18 protein-coding genes are annotated in these 16,671 nt (G+C 71.8%); 12 read left to right on the forward strand and 6 right to left on the reverse strand.

Going from position 1 to position 16,671, the window contains the following annotated elements; genetic code table 11:
• Positions 1-4 precede the first annotated feature (4 nt).
• The 3 genes from OG403_RS34195 to OG403_RS34205 all read left to right on the forward strand — a co-directional run bounded on the left by OG403_RS34195 (position 5) and on the right by OG403_RS34205 (position 3,011).
• A complete protein-coding gene (locus tag OG403_RS34195) occupies positions 5-955 on the forward strand; it encodes a RimK family alpha-L-glutamate ligase (RefSeq protein ID WP_329571343.1) in 951 nt (316 codons plus the stop codon).
• Positions 956-969: 14 nt separating this feature from the next.
• A complete protein-coding gene (locus OG403_RS34200; RefSeq protein ID WP_329571345.1) occupies positions 970-2,157 on the forward strand; it encodes a JmjC domain-containing protein in 1,188 nt (395 codons plus the stop codon).
• Positions 2,158-2,369: 212 nt separating this feature from the next.
• Positions 2,370-3,011, forward strand: coding sequence for a class I SAM-dependent methyltransferase (locus OG403_RS34205; RefSeq protein WP_329571347.1), 642 nt, complete (start codon positions 2,370-2,372; stop codon positions 3,009-3,011).
• Here the strand turns inward: OG403_RS34205 and OG403_RS34210 are convergent.
• The gene (locus OG403_RS34210; RefSeq protein WP_329571349.1) at positions 3,005-3,892 is read right to left on the reverse strand and encodes a helix-turn-helix domain-containing protein; all 888 of its coding nucleotides are present in this window, start codon (positions 3,890-3,892) and stop codon (positions 3,005-3,007) included. The genes OG403_RS34205 and OG403_RS34210 overlap by 7 nt on opposite strands.
• 173 nt (positions 3,893-4,065) lie before the next feature.
• Here OG403_RS34210 and OG403_RS34215 point away from each other — a divergent pair, with 173 nt between their 5' ends.
• Positions 4,066-5,529 carry an MFS transporter gene (locus OG403_RS34215; RefSeq protein ID WP_329571350.1) on the forward strand — a complete coding sequence of 488 codons (1,464 nt, stop codon included), beginning with the start codon at positions 4,066-4,068 and terminating at the stop codon, positions 5,527-5,529.
• Between the two features lie 51 nt (positions 5,530-5,580).
• Here OG403_RS34215 and OG403_RS34220 read toward each other — a convergent pair whose 3' ends face one another.
• On the reverse strand, positions 5,581-6,129 hold the full coding sequence (locus OG403_RS34220; RefSeq protein ID WP_329571352.1) for a GNAT family N-acetyltransferase: 549 nt from the start codon (positions 6,127-6,129) through the stop codon (positions 5,581-5,583).
• A gap of 256 nt (positions 6,130-6,385) precedes the next feature.
• Here OG403_RS34220 and OG403_RS34225 point away from each other — a divergent pair, with 256 nt between their 5' ends.
• The 3 genes from OG403_RS34225 (at position 6,386) to OG403_RS34235 (ending at position 9,102) form a co-directional block, all read left to right on the forward strand.
• On the forward strand, positions 6,386-7,360 hold the full coding sequence (locus OG403_RS34225) for an aldo/keto reductase (RefSeq protein ID WP_329571354.1): 975 nt from the start codon (positions 6,386-6,388) through the stop codon (positions 7,358-7,360).
• Positions 7,361-7,395: 35 nt separating this feature from the next.
• Complete coding sequence (locus OG403_RS34230) at positions 7,396-8,247, forward strand: aldo/keto reductase (protein ID WP_329571356.1); 852 nt, start codon at positions 7,396-7,398, stop codon at positions 8,245-8,247.
• Between the two features lie 135 nt (positions 8,248-8,382).
• Positions 8,383-9,102, forward strand: coding sequence for a carboxylesterase family protein (locus OG403_RS34235; protein ID WP_329571358.1), 720 nt, complete (start codon positions 8,383-8,385; stop codon positions 9,100-9,102).
• A gap of 69 nt (positions 9,103-9,171) precedes the next feature.
• Here OG403_RS34235 and OG403_RS34240 read toward each other — a convergent pair whose 3' ends face one another.
• Positions 9,172-9,966 carry a DUF427 domain-containing protein gene (locus tag OG403_RS34240; RefSeq protein ID WP_329571360.1) on the reverse strand — a complete coding sequence of 265 codons (795 nt, stop codon included), beginning with the start codon at positions 9,964-9,966 and terminating at the stop codon, positions 9,172-9,174.
• A gap of 115 nt (positions 9,967-10,081) precedes the next feature.
• Between OG403_RS34240 and OG403_RS34245 the strand changes: the two genes are divergently transcribed.
• The 3 genes from OG403_RS34245 to OG403_RS34255 all read left to right on the forward strand — a co-directional run bounded on the left by OG403_RS34245 (position 10,082) and on the right by OG403_RS34255 (position 12,133).
• Positions 10,082-10,975 carry a S41 family peptidase gene (locus tag OG403_RS34245; RefSeq protein WP_329571362.1) on the forward strand — a complete coding sequence of 298 codons (894 nt, stop codon included), beginning with the start codon at positions 10,082-10,084 and terminating at the stop codon, positions 10,973-10,975.
• 132 nt (positions 10,976-11,107) lie between these two features.
• Positions 11,108-11,731, forward strand: a complete 624-nt coding sequence (locus OG403_RS34250; protein ID WP_442911027.1) for a GNAT family N-acetyltransferase — start codon at positions 11,108-11,110, stop codon at positions 11,729-11,731.
• A gap of 93 nt (positions 11,732-11,824) precedes the next feature.
• The gene (locus tag OG403_RS34255; RefSeq protein ID WP_329571364.1) at positions 11,825-12,133 is read left to right on the forward strand and encodes a hypothetical protein; all 309 of its coding nucleotides are present in this window, start codon (positions 11,825-11,827) and stop codon (positions 12,131-12,133) included.
• A 66-nt stretch (positions 12,134-12,199) separates the two neighbouring features.
• Here the strand turns inward: OG403_RS34255 and OG403_RS34260 are convergent, their stop codons facing one another.
• Complete coding sequence (locus OG403_RS34260; protein ID WP_329571365.1) at positions 12,200-13,447, reverse strand: beta-ketoacyl-[acyl-carrier-protein] synthase family protein; 1,248 nt, start codon at positions 13,445-13,447, stop codon at positions 12,200-12,202.
• A 257-nt stretch (positions 13,448-13,704) separates the two neighbouring features.
• Between OG403_RS34260 and OG403_RS34265 the strand changes: the two genes are divergently transcribed.
• A complete protein-coding gene (locus OG403_RS34265) occupies positions 13,705-14,634 on the forward strand; it encodes an amidohydrolase family protein (protein WP_329571368.1) in 930 nt (309 codons plus the stop codon).
• Between the two features lie 26 nt (positions 14,635-14,660).
• On the opposite strand, the gene OG403_RS34270 is transcribed toward OG403_RS34265, so the two are convergent.
• Together OG403_RS34270 and OG403_RS34275 are read right to left on the reverse strand one after the other, a co-directional pair.
• Positions 14,661-14,954, reverse strand: a complete 294-nt coding sequence (locus tag OG403_RS34270) for an MTH1187 family thiamine-binding protein (RefSeq protein WP_329571370.1) — start codon at positions 14,952-14,954, stop codon at positions 14,661-14,663.
• A gap of 117 nt (positions 14,955-15,071) precedes the next feature.
• A complete protein-coding gene (locus tag OG403_RS34275) occupies positions 15,072-15,686 on the reverse strand; it encodes a hypothetical protein (RefSeq protein ID WP_329571372.1) in 615 nt (204 codons plus the stop codon).
• 123 nt (positions 15,687-15,809) lie between these two features.
• Between OG403_RS34275 and OG403_RS34280 the strand changes: the two genes are divergently transcribed.
• Positions 15,810-16,652, forward strand: coding sequence for a DUF3626 domain-containing protein (locus tag OG403_RS34280; protein WP_329571373.1), 843 nt, complete (start codon positions 15,810-15,812; stop codon positions 16,650-16,652).
• Positions 16,653-16,671 lie beyond the last annotated feature (19 nt).

The following is a 16,671-nucleotide window of genomic DNA, read 5'->3' on the forward strand; positions in this document are numbered from 1 at the left end:
CGTCATGGCCCCCACCGCCGACTCGCCCGCCGCCCGACCCGACACCCCCGCCCCCGAGGTCTGGCTGCTGTTCTGCTCGGGGTACGACCGGGACCGCAACCCGGGGGCGGCCGAGTTGGCCGACGCGTTCGAGGGCGCCTTCGGTCCGCGGTGCGCGGTGCTGCGCTCGTCCGAGCTGCTGCTCGGAGTGCGCGGCGGGCGGCTGACGCTGGCGGATCTGCACGGTCGGCCGCTGGCCGCGCCACGGGTCGTCTACGCCCGGATGTCGACGCCACGGCTCGGCGCCGACCGCGAGCTGACGCTGCTGCGGCATCTGCGGGCCATGGGCGCGGTGCTGCTGAACCCGGTGGAGGCGGTGCTGGCGGGGGTCAACAAGTTCTGGCAGTTGCAGCAACTCGCCCTGGCCGGTGTGCCGGTGCTCGACAGTCACAGCTACGTGGACGCTCCGCTGGCCCAGGTCATCGCGGCGGGGGTGCCGGAGCCGTGCGTGGTGAAGGCGGTGCGCGGCAATCGCGGGAAGGAGGTGTTCCTGGCCACCGACGCGGCGATGCTGACCGACATCCACGGTGCCCTCAGCGAGGACTCCCCGTACCTCTTCCAGGAGTACCTGGAGTTCTCCCGAGGCCGTGACCTGCGGGTGGTGGTGGTCGACGGGGTGCCCGTCGCGGCCTTCGAACGCGCCTGCGCGGACGGCGGGTTGAAGGCCAACATCTCGCTCGGCGGCACCCCCCGACTCTGCCTCGGCGAGCATTCGCAGGCCGAGGCGCTGGCCGTCCGCGCGGCCGCCGCCGTGGGCCTGCCCGTCGCCGGCGTCGACCTGCTCCACCAGCCCGACGGCGGCTTCGTGGTCTGCGAGGTCAACCCCAACGTCTCGCTGCGCGAGTGGTGCGGCGGCATCGTCCCGGCCATCGTGGCCGCCTGCGCGGCCCGGCTGCAACCCGCTCTCCACCAGTGAAGGGAACCCCGCCCATGACCGTCCTGCCGGCGCTCGTCCACCCCGTCTCCCCGCAGGAGTTCCAACAGGAGTACTGGGAGCGGCAACCGCTGGTCGTCCACCGCGACGACCCGGACCACTACGCCGACCTCCTCACCCTGGACGGCATCGACCGGATGATCTCCATGGCGGGGCAGAAGCTCGACAACGTCCGCGTGGTGCTGGACGGGAAGGGGACCTCCATCGAGGACCTCGTCGCCAAGCGGCCCGGCCGCAACGCGCCCACCCACGCGCTGGAGGCGCTGTACGAGCGCTACCGCACGGGCTCGACCGTGGTCCTCAACGGCGCGCACGAACGCTGGGAGCCGCTGCGCCGGCTGGCCCACGCGCTCGGGGGCGAGCTGGGCGCGCTGGTCCGGATGAACGTCTACCTCACCCCCGCCGGAGCGCGGGGCTTCACCCCGCACTACGACAAGCACGACGTCTTCGTGGCGCAGATCCACGGCACCAAGCGGTGGCGGCTGGCGCGCGCCCGGCACGAACTGCCGCTGCCGGAGCAGCGCTACGACAAGTCGAAGGCCGCCGCGGAGCCGGACCAGGAGTTCGACCTGCGCGCCGGCGACCTGCTCTACCTGCCGCGCGGGACCATCCACTCCGCCAGTTCGAACGACACGGCGTCGGCCCACATCACCATCGGCATCCGGCCGGTCATCTGGGCACAGGTGATCGGTGACGCCGTCGAGGAGGTGTTCGCCGAGGACGTCCGGTTCCGCAGGTCGCTGCCGATCGGCTTCGCCGACGACCCGGCGCTGCGCGACCAGGTGGCGCACACCGCCGCGGACCTGCTCGACGCACTGCGCGCCCGGCTGTCGCCCCAGGCGCTGGCCGCGCGGTCGGCGGAACGGGTGGTCTCGATCAGCGCGCCCGTGCTGCGCCACCACCTCACCGACCTCGAGGACCTCGCCCGGCTGGACACCGGCACCCGGGTCCGGCGCCGTCCCGAGCTGTGCTGGCGGCTGACCACCGACGGCGGGGCGGTGGTGCTGCGGTTCCACGACAAGAGCGTCGAGCTGCCGGCCGACACCGCCGAGGAGGTCCGCTACCTGACCGGGAAGGACGGCTCGTGGTTCACCGCGGCCGACCTGCCCGGCGGCCCGGACGAGGCGGGCCGCCTCGCCCTGGTCAGGACGCTGGTGCGGGAGGGCTTCCTCACCCTGCGGTAGGCGTGGGCCGGCGGGCACCGCGGATTGCGGCCGCAGTACGAGCGTGCCCGTCGGTTTCCTTCGAAGGACAGCGATTGCTTGAGGGGAACTCGTCAGAATGCTAGTTTTTCCGTGTACAAATCCGGTCGGCGGCCCTGCCCGACCCGGCAATCGCCGCCTCGGTCATGGCCTCCGTTGCATGGATCAGTCCAGCGGAAGCGAGATGACGTTCTATGGACCTCAATCAGTCGTTACGCAGGCTCCGCCGCCACCTTTACGGAAGGTATTTCGACATCCGGCACCGGGTGGACACCACCAGCTGGGCCGCGGAGTCCCTGCACCGGGGTGACCACAACTCCTACGCGCCCTCGGAAACCTGGCAGTTACTGCGAATCCTGCCACCATCCGAGATCCTCCCGACGGATACCTTCGCCGACGTGGGTTCCGGCAAGGGACGGGTCGTGGTCGCGGCGGCACGCCATTACGGGTTTCGCCGGATCGTCGGAGTGGAGCTGTCGGCGGAGCTCGACAGAATCGCCCGGAACAATGTCGCCGAGATGCGCCCGGCGCGCAGTCCGATCACGCTGGTGCATTCCGATGTCGACCACTGGGACATTCCCCCGGACCTCACGGTCTTCCACCTCTTCAACCCCTTTACCGGCCCGACCTTCCGCCGTTTCGTGACGAATATCGTGGCCTCGCAGCGGAAGCACCCCCGGACCATCCGCGTCGTCTACGTCCGACCCGTGATGGCCGAGGCGCTCACCGAGCAGGGTTTCACCCTGGTCCGAAGCCGGCGGACCGTCTCGCTGTACGCTCGCGAGCCGTCCGCGGCCGGCGGCGGCCCGGAGCACGGGGCGGGTGTCCGCTACTGAGCCGGGACGGCCGGGTGGGATGGGGTGCGGGCGGCGGCGACGGTGTCGGCGAGAAGTTCGAGGGCGGCGGCCGAGGCGGTACCGGGTTCCGCGCTGTACATGAGTGTCCGATGGCCGCTGTCATCGGAGAACTGCATGCTCTCGAAGGAGAGTTCCATCGCGCCGACCAGCGGGTGGTGGAACGACTTGGTGCCCACGGTGCAGTTGCGGACCGGATGGCGTGACCACAGTGCCGCGAACGTCGGGCTCTGGATGGCCAACTGGCCGACCAGCTGGGCCAGTCGCTGGTCCTCGGGGTGGCGCCCGACCACCAGTCGCAGGGCGGCGAGGGCCACCCGGGCCTCCTCGTCCCACTGGGTGTACAGCTCGCGGGTGTGCGGGTCCAGGAAGAGAAGTCGAGTCAGGTTGGGGCGTTCCGCGGCGTGGTCCGGGCTGTTCGGGGCGAGATGGCCGGCCAGCAGGGCGTGGCCCAGCGGGTTCCAGGCCAGCACGTCGTTGCTCCGGCCGAGTACCACGGCCGGCACGTGCGTCATCGCGTTGATCAGGTGCCGGGTGGCGGCGCGGGCCCGCTCCGGGCGGAGGGCCGGCGCCCGCTTGGCCCGCCCCGGCCGGGCGAGGTTGCGCAGGTGCGCGTGCTCGTCCGGGCTGAGCCGCAGGGCCCGGGCGACGGCGTCGAGGACTGCGTCCGAAGCGTTGGCGCTCTGCCCCTGTTCGAGCCTCGTGTAGTAGGTCACGCTGACGCCGGCCAGTATCGCCAGTTCCTCGCGGCGCAGCCCGGGGACCCGGCGGCGGTTGACGCCGGGGCTCAGGCCCACGTCCTCCGGACGCAGTTGAGCCCGTCGGGTGCGCAGGAACTCTCCCAGTGCGGTCGGTGTGTCCATGGCACCAGTGTGCCCGCCGGCCGTGCCCTGAGCCGGGCTCAAGGTACCCCTGCGAGTGCTACTTTCGGCAGTCGCAGCCAACGGCCGACTACCTTTCGCAGGGGTCTGGGTAGCCGCGGCAACCCGGCGCAGGCTCGTCCTCGTACCAGAGACGACGACGAAGGGTTCTTGCCATGTCCGCGGTTGACGATCTGAACGTACGGGAGCGGCTCGACGCTCCCGCTCACCCGGCCGGGGATTCCGCCGAACTGTCCGGGCGACTGCTGCTGGTGCTGATCGTCCTGCTGGTCGCCCAGTTCATGCTGGCGGTGGACTTCTCCATCCTGAACGTGGCGCTGCCGGTGATCGGCAACGGCCTGGGCTTCTCCCTGGGCAACCTCCAGTGGATCGGGACCGCCTTCGCCCTGTCCGCGGCCGGTTTCACGCTGCTGTTCGGCCGGGTCGCCGACCTCTTCGGGCGCCGCAGGCTGTTCCTCACCGGCCTGGCCTTGCTCGGAGCCGCCTCACTGGCCGGTGGCCTCGCCACCAGCCCGACGATCCTGATCATCGCCCGCGTCGCCCAGGGCCTGGCCACCGCCGCCGTTACGCCGGCGGGGCTGTCCCTGCTGACCACCTCATTCCCCGAGGGGCCGCTGCGCGACAAGGCGCTCGGCCTCAACGGCGCTCTGATGTCGGCCGGCTTCACCACCGGCGCCATCCTCGGCGGCGTGCTCACCGACCTGCTCTCCTGGCGCTGGGCCTTCTTCATCAACGTCCCGGTGGCCCTCGGCGTGCTGCTGATCGCCCCGAGCGTCATCAAGGAGAGCCGCCCGCAGACCCGTCCCAAGCTCGACCTGCCCGGCGCCGTCGCGGTCACCCTCGGCTTGCTCTCGCTGGTCTTCGGCCTGACCCGGGCCGGACAGCGCACCTGGGGCGACCCGACCGCGCTGCTCACCCTGGTGCTGGGCATCGTTCTGCTGGTGGCCTTCTACTTCGTCGAGCGGCGCGCCGCCGCACCGCTGGTGCCGGTGGCTGTCCTCAAGCGTCGCACGGTCATCTGGGGCAACACGGCCGGTCTGATCGCCTTCCTCACCGAGACCTCCCTGGTCTTCCTGATGACCCTCTACCTGCAGGACGTCCTCGGCTTCTCCGCGCTCGCCGCCGGGCTGTCGTTCGGCGTCCTCGGCCTGGGTACGGTGATCGGCGGCTCGACCGCGGCCAAGGTGATCGCTCGTACCGGCACCCGCAGCACGTTGGTCATCGGCGGCCTGCTGCAGGCCGCCGCCACGGCCTCGCTGCTCGGCCTGGGTGAGAGCCACTCCTTCCTGTGGCTGCTGCTCCCGGCCACGTTCCTCGGTGGAATCGGCAACATGTTCGTCATCGTCGGTTTCATGGTCACCGCCACCTCCGGTCTGCCCGACCAGGAGCAGGGCATGGCCACCGGACTGGCCACCATGACCCAGCAGATCGGCATCACCATGGGCACACCGATCATGAGCTCGATCGTCGCCACCCAGACCGGCGGCCTGACCACCGCACACCACGTGCTCGACGGCGTCAGCCTGGCCGTGCTGGTGAACGCCGTTCTGGTGCTGATCGGCGTCCTGGCCACCGCCTTCATCCACAGCCGCAGGAAGCAGCCCGGCGCAGCGGTGTGAGGCGGATGGGCGCGCCCACCCCGGGGCGGGTCCGCGCCGCCGAGCCTGAGCTCAGCCGGACACCGTGACCGCGGACCACACACCCAGCCACTGCTCGGCGCCCCACTCCTCGAACCGCCGCACCTCGGTGAACCCCAGCTTCGCCGCCAGGCGCATCGAGCGGTCGTTGGCGGTCTGGGTGGTGAGCACCACCGGCTCGCCGGGAACCGCCTCGGCGAACCAGCCGAGCGCCGCCGCGCACGCCTCGGCGGCGTACCCGCGTCCCCACGCCTGCGGCAGGAACAGGTAGCCGAGCTCGGCCTCCCTGGCATCCGGACGGACCTGGCCGCGATGCTCCGCGGCGCGCCGGTTGAGCTCGATGGTGCCGATCATCGCTCCGTCGAGCTCGACCACGAAGAGGCCGGGGCGCCGCTCGGGCGTCTCGGGCAACGCGCGTTCGAACTCGTCACGCGGTCGAGGGCCGCCTATGTAGGTGCCCACCTCTGGCGAGGTGAATAGCTCGATGATCGCCGCACGGTCCCGGGCCTCGGGCTCACGGAGCACGAGCCGCTCGGTCCTGATCGGGGCCGGCGGCCAGGGGAGAAGTCCGAGTTCGGGCATGACGGGCAACCTATCGCACACCCGCCGGGCGGCAGCCTCAAAGGACCTGCGGCGGCTGCTTACGGCTCGTCGGCCCGACCCGGCTGTCGGTGGTCGTCAGCGTTCTCCTCGTAGCCTGCCGTGCGGCCCGGGTACGGGGCAGGGTCGGGGAAGCGGGCAACTGCCGCTCGCTCGGCGCGCATCGCACCAGGACCACCCCCCAGGGGCCATCCTCGATACGACCCGCCCAGCAGACCCCGAACGAACGGAACCAACTGTGAAGCACATCAAGCTGCGCGACCTGGACGTCTCCCGGATCGGCCTGGGCGCGATGGGCATGTCCCACGGCTACACCGGCGCCGGAACCGACGACGCCCAGTCCATCCGCACCATCCACCGCGCCCTCGAGCTGGGCGTCACCCTCATCGACACCGCCGAGGTCTACGGCCCCTACCTCAACGAGGAACTCGTCGGCCGCGCGCTGAAGGGCCGCCGGGACCAGGCCGTGCTCGCGACCAAGTTCGGGCTGATCTCCCACACCGGCCGCCAGGAGGCCACGGACAGCAGCCCCGCCAGCATCCGCGCCGCCGTCGAGGGCTCCCTCAAGCGACTGGGCACCGACCACATCGACCTGTACTACCAGCACCGCGTCGACCCCGGCACCCCGATCGAGGAGACCGTCGGGGCACTGTCCGACCTGGTCGCCCAGGGCAAGATCGGGCACATCGGCCTCTCGGAGGCTGGACCCGACACCATCCGCCGCGCCCATGCCGTCCACCCGGTCACCGCCGTGCAGTCCGAGTACTCGCTGTTCACCCGCGACCCCGAGGCCCGCGTGCTGCCGGTGCTGCGTGAGCTGAACATCGGCTTCGTGCCCTTCTCGCCGCTGGGCCGGGGCTTCCTGACCGGCACGATCCGCTCCACCGACCAGTTCGATCCCACCGACTTCCGGGCCGGCAACCCCCGGTTCGCCGAGGAGAACTTCCAGCACAACCTGCGCCTGGCCGACGAGGTCGCCGCCATCGCCGCCCAGCTCGGTGCCACCCCGGCCCAGGTCGCACTCGCCTGGCTGCTGGCCCAGGGCGAGGACATCGCGCCCATCCCCGGCACCCGGCGGGTGGCCCGCGTCGAGGAGAACGCCGCAGCGGACGCCGTCCAGCTCACCGACGAGCAGCTCGCCAAGCTCAGCAGCCTCCCCCCGGCCGCCGGCGACACCCACACCGAGGCCCAGATGCGAATGATGGAGCGCTGACCCCCACCGGACCACCAGCCCGAAAGGAGTACCCGATGCAGACCGTCACCCTCAACACCGGCACCCGCATGCCGATCCTCGGCTTCGGCGTCTACCAGATCCCGCCGGAGCAGACCGAGCGGGCCGTCGCCGACGCCCTGGCCGCCGGCTACCGGCTGCTGGACACCGCGGCCGCCTACGGCAACGAGGAAGCCGTCGGCCGCGCGATCAGGAGCAGCGGCATCCCGCGCGACGAACTGTTCGTCACCACCAAGCTCTGGGTCCAGGACGCGCCCGCCGAGCCCAACACCCGGCGCGCCTTCGAGAAGTCGCTGGGCAAGCTCGGCCTGGACCACCTCGACCTGTACCTGATCCACCAGCCCTACGGCGACGTCTACGGCCAGTGGCGCGCCACGGAGGGCCTGTACCGCGAGGGCCTGGCCAAGGCGATCGGCGTCGCCAACTTCTACCCCGACCGCCTCCTCGACCTGATCCTCAACAACGACGTCACGCCCGCGGTCAACCAGATCGAGGCCCACCCGTTCTTCCAGCGCACCACGGACCAGGAACTCATGCGCGAGCACGGAGTCCAGATCCAGGCGTGGGGCGGCTTCGCCGAAGGCAGGAACAACCTCTTCACCCACCCCGTCCTGAGCGACATCGCCAAGCAGCACGGCAAGTCCGTGGCCCAGGTCGTGCTGCGCTGGCTCATCCAGCGCGACGTGGTCACGATCCCCAAGTCCGTACGCCCCGAGCGCATGGCGGAGAACATCGACGTCTTCGACTTCGAACTCACCGACGACCAGCTGGCGACGATCGCCACCCTGGACACCGGCGCCACCGTGTTCTTCGACCACCACGACCCGGCCATGGTCGACTGGCTCAGCAAGCGCCGGCTGGACGGCTGAACGGCTGGACGGCTGAACCCCGCAGGCACAACGCCGCCTCGCGGCACGGGACTCCTGCGGTACCCAGGATCCCGGCAGCGCCGCGCCCGTCGAGAGACCAGCAGGAGACCGTCACCGGTTCGGTGGCGGTCCCCGTTGACCTCGGCAGCGAGTCTGCCCGCGCCGGCCCGGGGCAGCACCACCGCCGCCACCGGCACCCTCCTCACCCCGGTGATCGACGGCGACCTGATCACCCGCCGCCCCCTGGAATCCCTGGCAGCCGGAGCCGGAGCCGGAGCCGGAGCCGGAGCCGGCGCGGACGTCGACCTGCTCACCGGCTACACCACCGAGGAGATGCGCCTCTTCCTGATCCCCACCGGCATGGCCGCCAAGGCCACCGAACCGCTCGCCGCCCGGGTGTTGACCGGCTTCGGCATCGACCCCGCGCTGCTCGCCGCCTACCGCCGAGCCGACCCGCAACTGACGCTCGGCGACGCGCTCTGCGCCGTGGTCACCGACGGCTTCTACCGCATCCCGGTCGTCCGCCAGGCCGAGCAGCATGCCTCGGCCGGCCAACGGGCCACGCACCTCTACGAGTTCGCCTGGCGCAGCCCGGTCGCCGACGTCGGCGCCTGCCACGCCCTGGAACTCCCCTTCGTCTTCGACACCCTGGCCGGCGGGTTCCCCCTCGCCGGCCCGAGACCGCCCCAGCACCTGGCGGACGCCATGCACCGCGCCTGGGTCGACTTCGCCACCCACGGCAACCCCGGCTGGGCCCCCTTCGAGACCGCCACCCGCTCCGTGAAGGTCTTCGACGGTGTCGACAACCAGACTGCCCACGACCCCCACCGCCGCACCCGGCGGCTGTGGAGCTGACGCGCCGGGCCCCTGCTCGCCGCCGCTGCCGGGGTTTCCGGCAGCGGCACGTCGCGGTACTCGCAGGTGTCAGTCGCCGGCGCGGGCGGTGGGGCGCTTGGGGCGTTCGAGCTTGCGGCCGTCGAGGAAGAGGTCGACGCGCTCGTTGTAGAAGGCGACCAGGCCGGCGATGGGCGTGAGTTGGTGGGTGGGGAAGTCGTAGCACCAGGCGAGGTCCGGGTGGAGCCGCTCGCCGATCCGGGCCGACCAGTAGCCGGTGGTGGTGCCCTTGTAGGGGCAGGCGGTGACGGTGTCGCTGGGGACCAGCCGGCTGAAGTCGACCTCGGTGCGGTTGAGGTAGAACCGGGTCGGCAGGCCGGTTTCGAAGACCAGGACCGGCGAGGAGGACTCGGCGAGCACCGTGCCGTCGCGCTCGACCCGGACCGTGCGGGTCGAGCGCAGTGCGTCCACCCGTACGTACGGGTTGCGGGGGTGGACGAAGACCTGTTCGTCCTCCTCGTACCAGGCGTCCAGGGCGCCCCAGTCGAAGCGCGCGGTGTCGCCGAGCCCGGCGATCGGTGACTCCCGCAGCACGCTGACGGCGCCCGGCCGGTGCGTGTCACCCACGCGCAGCCCGTACCGCTCGACCGCCCCGCGCGAGCTCTGCTCGGTGCCGTCGCCCGGCACCAGCAGGTCGGCGCGGACGTCGGCCAGCGGGATGTAGTACTGCGGGTAGAAGGGCACCTCCCAGACGTAGCGGGCCCGGGTGGTGTCGAGGACGGTCTCGCCCGCCAGTACGGCGCGGATCCGGCGTGGCACCGGCTCGACGTGGTCGACCTCGGTGGTGATCGCCGGATAGTCCGGACGGTTCGGTTGGTCGGTCACCGCAGACTCCTCTGCCCAGGTGGGTGGCCCCGCCTCTCCAGGGTAGGCGCCAGTCCGCCGCACCGATCGGCATATCCTCACCGCCGCAATGAAAGTACGATCATGCGCCATGCGTATGACTAACTCTGAGATCATCGAGGCCGCGCTCACCCGCCTCACCGCTGAATACATCGACGAGGACAAGGCAGTTCAGGCCGCGAGCTTCGTGCGGGAGCGACTGGCCACGGGACTGTACGAAGCGCTGCGGGGGGAGCAACTCTGCGAGGCGCTGACCACGGACCTCCAGCAGGTCACCAGCGACAAGCACCTGCGCCTGCTGTGGAGCGAGGAACCCCAGGAGCTCGACGGTGCGGAGGAGGACGAGGACTTCTTCGCCGAGCTCGCCCGCTCGGAGAACCAGGGCATCCGCCGGGTGGAGCGGCTCAAGGGTGACATCGGGTACATCGACACCACCCTCGTCGCCGAGCCCGCCGACGCGGCGATGATGATCTCCGCGGCGATGACGCTCGTCGCCAACACCAAGGCGCTCATCCTGGACCTGCGGGGCAACCGCGGCGGTTCGACCTACGGCATGGCCTACTGGTGCAGCTACTTCTTCCCGGAAGGCGAGGGCGTGCACCTGACCGATGTCTACCGGCGCACCACCGGCCACACCCAGCAGTTCTGGACCCTGCCCTACGTACCCGGCGCCCGCTACCTCGACCGCCCCGTGTACGTCCTCACCGGACCCGTCACCTTCTCCGGGGCCGAGGACCTCGCCTACAACCTCAAAGTCCGCGGCCGGGCCACACTTGTCGGCGAGACCACCCGGGGCGGCGCCCACCCGACCGGGTACTACCCGCTCACCGAACACATCAGCGTCACCGTGCCCTACGCCCGGTCGATCAACCCGGTCACCGGCGGAGACTGGGAAGGGGTGGGGATAGCCCCGGACCTTGCCGTGCCCGTCGATGAGGCGCTCGACGTCGCCCATCAGCACGCGATCGAGAACGTGCCGCTCGCTGCCTGACGCTTGAGGTCGCCGGTCGCCGGTCGCCGGTCGCCGGTCGACGCGCCGAGTGGCCGGGGTTGCCGTTGGATGGACCTGCTGGTACCAGAGCGACCGGCGGGTGCCGGTAGCCGGCTGAGGGAGCGTCAGAACATGTCCGAGCCGTCTCGATCAACCGAACCATCCGAACCGTCCGACTCGTCCGATCCATCCGGGCCGGCCGAGCCGCCCGACCGGCCCGGCGCCCACCCGGTCCTCGATCCGACCCTGTACGGCGCCCGGGTGCTGCTGCGCCCGGTCACCGCCGCCGACATCCCGGAGCTGGCCGAGATCCGCCGTACACCCGAGGTGTACCGGCGCTGGCGCGGCGGCCCGGACCTGGCGGCGGCGATCGCCGAGGACTTCGCCGAGCCGGACAGCCACTCGCTGGCCATCGTCCGGCACGGCGCGGTGGTCGGGGCGATCCAGTGGTCCGAGGAGACCGAGCCGGAGTACCGGCACGCGAGCATCGACATCTACCTCGACCCCGCGCTGCACGGCCGGGGACTGGGCGCCGACGCCGTGCGGACGCTGGCCCGTCACCTGGTCGGCGCGCTGGGGCACCACCGGCTGGTGATCGACCCGGCGGCCGACAACGCCGCCGCGATCCGCTGCTACGCCAAGGTCGGCTTCCGGCCGGTGGGCGTGATGCGCCGCTACGAGCGGGGCGCGGACGGCAGCTGGCACGACGGGCTGCTGATGGACCTGCTCGCGGAGGAACTGACGGGGAGCGGCTGACCCACCCGGCGCCGTTCGAACGTCCCCGGGCTACCCTGCACCACCAAGGCCGACCGCGGTACGGGTCGGCGGGAATCGACCAGGGGGTGGAGCGTGCGGAATCCGGACGCCGGCAGGGGTGCGGGCGCGGGCGCGGAGGACGACTGGCCGTCGGACGGATCGACCTACCGCGCGCCTGCGGCCTGCCCGCTCTGCGCGGGCGAGCTGCGCGCGGTGGAGGTGGACCCGCACACGGACCGGCCCGGGCGGCTGCTGGTCAAGGTCTTCGTGCCGGGCAAGGTGTTCGCGCGCAAGAGCACCGTGGAGGCGCTGGCCTGCCGGGGCTGCGGTCACCTGCTGTTCTTCATGGCGAACCCGGAGATCATGGACACCCCGCCGCCATGGAGCCGCCGCTGGCGCTGACCCGCCCCCGGCCCCGATGAGCGATCAGCGGCGCGACCCGGCCCGGCGAGGTCCCATGATCTCGGCTCAGACCGAGTGAGCCGAGCGCCGCGGTCCGCTCCTGGTGAACACCAGCGAGACGTTGTGCCCACCGAAGCCGAACGCGTTGCTCAGCGCCGCGCCGTACTCCCCGCGCCGCGCCGCCCCCGCCACCACGTCGAGTTTCACCCGCGGATCCAGCTCCGTGAGGTTCAGGGTCGCGGGCACCACGGCGTCCCGCAGCGCCAGGATGGCCACCATGGCTCCCAGCGCCCCGGCCGCGCCGAACAGGTGACCCGTCATCGACTTGCTCGCGGTGACGACGGGATGCGTGCCGATCGCCTCCGTGATGGACTGCGCCTCGGTCAGGTCGCCCAGCTCGGTCGAGGTCGCGTGCGCGTGCACCAGGTCGATCTGCGTCGGGGTCAGGCCGGCTGAGGCCAGGGCCAGTCGGATCGCCCGGATCTGGCCGTCCGAGTTGCCCGCGGTGATGTGATAGGCGTCGGAGTTGACGCCCGCCCCCGCGAGCACGGCGTGCGCCCGGGCACCGCGGGCCGTGGCGAAGTCGGCGCGCTCCAGGACGACCAGTGCCGCACCCTCGCCGAAGACGAATCCGTCGCGCTGGGTGTCGAACGGACGCGAGGCCTCCTGCGGTGCCTGGTTGCGGGTCGAGTGGGCCTTGGCCTGGGCGAATCCGGCGATCGGCAGCGGATGGACGCAGGCGTCGGTGCCGCCGGCGATCACCACGTCCGCTCGGCCCAGTCGGATCAGGTCCAGGCCCATCGAGATCGCCTCGGCGCCGGACGCGCAGGCGCTGACCGGCGTGTGGGCCCCGCCCTGGGCGCCGAGTTCGATGCTGACGCAGGCCGCGGGACCGTTGGGCATCATCATCGGGATGGTGTGCGGCGAGACCTGACGGATGCCGGAGGCCCGCAGGGTCTGGTCCTGCCCGAGGGCGGTCATCAGGCCGGCGTTGCCGGTGCCGATGACCACCGCCAGCCGGTCGGGGTCGACCTCGGGCCGACCGGCGTGCGCCCAGGCCTCGCGGGCGGCGATCAGGGCGACCTGCTGGGCGCGGTCCAGCCGGCGGACCGCCACCCGGTCGAGCACCTGGGAGGGTTCGACCCGCAGTCGTGCCGCGATTCGCACCGGCAGCTCGGTCGCCCAGTCATCGTCGAGCGAGCCCACGCCGGACTCCCCGGCCAGCAGTGCCGCCCAGGTCGAGTCGACGTCGCCGCCCAGCGGGGTGGTCGCTCCCAGGCCGGTCACCAGCACAGTCGCCTGACTGGCCGTCATCGGATTCATCATTTGTTTCCCCTCCACTAGCGTACAGCGTACCGAGTCGCTCCACCTGGGGCGATCCCCATCGCTTGAGCCAACTCTGGCAAGGAGGTTGAGCCGTTACCGATGTCGTCCGCGCTCGACTTTGCCGCCGATCTTTTGTCGATTCCGGACAACTTTCAACAGAAGGACCGGCCGAGCCGTCCGCCTCCCGGTACCGACGGGTAGGTTGGGGCGGTGATCACCCACGAGAGCACCGAAGGTGGCGTCGAATGACCGCGGACCACGGGCGTGCGGTCGGCAAGCTCGGTAAGGAGGCCGAGACCGAGCACGTCGTCGCGTTCTGGCAGCGACTGGGACTACCCGGCCTGATCGACGTCCACACCCACTTCATGCCGGAGAACGTGCTCGCCAAGGTCTGGGCCTACTTCGACGCGGCCGGACCGCTGATCGGCCGGGAGTGGGGCATCACGTACCGCGAGGACGAGGCCGAGCGGCTGGCCGTCCTGCGCGGCTTCGGCGTGCGGGCGTTCACCGCGATGCTCTACCCGCACAAGGCGGGCATGGCCGAGTGGCTCAACGGCTGGGCGGCCGACTTCGCCGCGCGGACCCCGGACTGCCTGCACACCGCGACCTTCTTCCCCGAGCCGCAGGCCCGGCGTTATGTCACCGAGGCGATCGAGGCCGGCGCCCGGGTCTTCAAGGCACATCTGCAGGTGGGCGGTTACGATCCGACCGATCCGCTGCTGGACGGCGTCTGGGGGTTGCTCGCCGAGCGGGGCATCCCGGTGGTCACCCACTGCGGCTCGGGACCCGCGCCCGGCAAGCACACCGGCCCGGGACCGATCGGCGAGGTGCTGGCGCGTCACCCGACGCTCCCGCTGATCGTGGCGCACCTCGGGCTGCCGGACTACGCGGAGTTCCTCGACCTCGCGAGCGCCCGCCCGCGGGTGTACCTGGACACCACGATGGCGTTCACCGACTTCACCGAGGAGCTGGCGCCGTTCCCGGTCGAGCTGCGCCCGCGCCTGCTCGACCTGCAGGACCGGATCCTGCTCGGCACCGATTACCCGAACATCCCGTACCCGTACCGCCACGCGCTCGACTCGCTGGCCGGTCTCGACCTCGGCGACGCCTGGCTGCGCGCGGTCTGCCACCACAATGCCGCCCGGCTCTTCGGCCTGGGTCCCGTGGCCGGCTGAGGGCCGCCCGCCGAACCGCGCGGCAGTCAGTCGGCCAGGTGACGCTCGAGCGACGCCATCTTCCGGGTCAGCCCGTCCGTGACGCCGGTCCGGTCATCGATCTTGATGACGGTGCTGACCCGGTTGGCGAACGGCTTCACCGCTGCCACCGCCTCCTTGATCACCGCCATCACCTCGTCCCACTCGCCCTCGATCGAAGTGAACATGGCGTCGGTCTGGTTGGGCAGACCGCTGGCCCGGACGACCCGGACGGCGGCGGCGACCGCCTCGGCGACGTCCTCACCGATGCCGAGCGGGGTCACGCTGAACGCGGCGATCATGATTCCTCCAGGGCGGGTCAGGGCGGGTCAGGACGAGTCAGGACGACTCGGGGCCAGTCGGGTTGAGCCAAACCGAGGTTAACCCTCCGTCAGCGGCTCGGCCCCCGCCGGCCCCGGTCAGCCGCCGTAGACGCCACGGCAGATCCGCGCCTGGTCGGAATCGGCGGGCCACTGCCCGTAGTTCTCCGCCAGCGCGCAGACTCCGGAACCGTCCGGCGACGCACCGGGAGCCGGCCCCGAGCCCGGGTGGTCGCCCGACGCGGCCGCCGGCGGATGGCCGGCCGGATCCGGCGCCGGCGCGGGTGCGGGCCGAGCGGTGCCGCCCGGGCGACCGCGTCCCGCCGGTCCACCGTGCCGACCGGTGCCGGCGGCCGATGAGCCCGCCCCGCCGTCCGGCGCCGACCCCGGAGCCGCGTTCCGGCCGTCGGAGGCGGCCGACGGATCCGCGCCGGGCGTGCTCACCACCGTGTGCTCCGTCAGGCCGCGCAGCCCGTTCGGCCCGCTGGAGGGATGAACCGGCGTCAGTGACCCGGCGCTCGCCGTCGCCGAGGAGCCGGGGCGATCGCCGGAGCTGCTTCCCGGGGCCGGCGGGCCGCCGAGCCGCTGGGCCGACTGGCCGGCACAGCCCGACAGGGTCAGCACGACAGCGCAGCCGAGGCCGGTGAGCACGGCGGGCAGCAGGACGGACGGGCGTGGCCGGGAGGGTACGGCGGGGAGTTGGTTCTGGTTCACACGAGCCCAACGATTCGGGTGACCAGAAGGAGACCCCCGGTCAACGCCGGCCGCCCGGCGTCATCCCTCCCGGCTCGAAAAACGCGATTCCCTCGTTGATCGACATGCGGCAGACTCTCCCGGGTGAACATCGACCTGGAGGACCCGCCCCGACTTCGCGCCATCCGCCATGTCGCGGCAGCCTCCTGCGGAGCGCCGGTCGACTCGGAGCTGCGGGTCACGCTGAACTTCCACCCCGACCGGCTGGTGAACGGCCGACCGATCCTGGCGGCGATGGCGGCCGACGGGGTGTACCGCTCACAGTTCGTCACGGGGACCAGCAACGGCGGACTGACCGCCCACCCGGGTGGCGACCGCTGGCGCTGGGAGCAGCGGATCTTCGGCGGCGCCTACGACGAGGCGCCGGCGCACGAGCGCCCGGTCTACGGGGCGCTGAACTTCCGGCGCCAGCTGGTGGGTGCGGCGCCCCGGTTCGGCTCCGCGCACTTCCGGCTCGGCGTGGAGCCGGTCGGGCGGTCCACCTTCTGCTACCCGGACAGCTTCACCGAGCCCTCGGACTTCGGGGTCGCCACGGCGATGCCGCTGGTGGAGCTGGCCGCCGCCGACACCAGGGGCCGGCTGGACGACTACATCGAGGCCCAGGTGCACGGCCCGGTCCGGTTCGACCGGCACGTGGAGGCGCTGGTGCTGGACCCGTGCTACCGGGGCACCGAGGTCGAGCAGGCCGCCCGTCAGCTGCCCTGCGCGCTCGAATGGCACCCCGGCTACCGGCTCTCCGTGGACGAGCTGCGCCGCCACCCCGACTTCCGCGGACCGGAGTTCGTGGCGCTGGGTGTCACGCTGGCCCGCGACGGGCAGCTGGACCCGGCCGTCATCGGCGACGCCTCGCGTACCGGCCGCCACGACGAGCAGGCGCTGAAGCGGGTCTGGCACTACATCGCCCAATTCGGCGCCCCCGCCTGCTGACCCGGGTGCCCGGTTGAGC

It is taken from the genome of Kitasatospora sp. NBC_01266 (assembly GCF_036242395.1).
Classification (GTDB): domain Bacteria; phylum Actinomycetota; class Actinomycetes; order Streptomycetales; family Streptomycetaceae; genus Kitasatospora.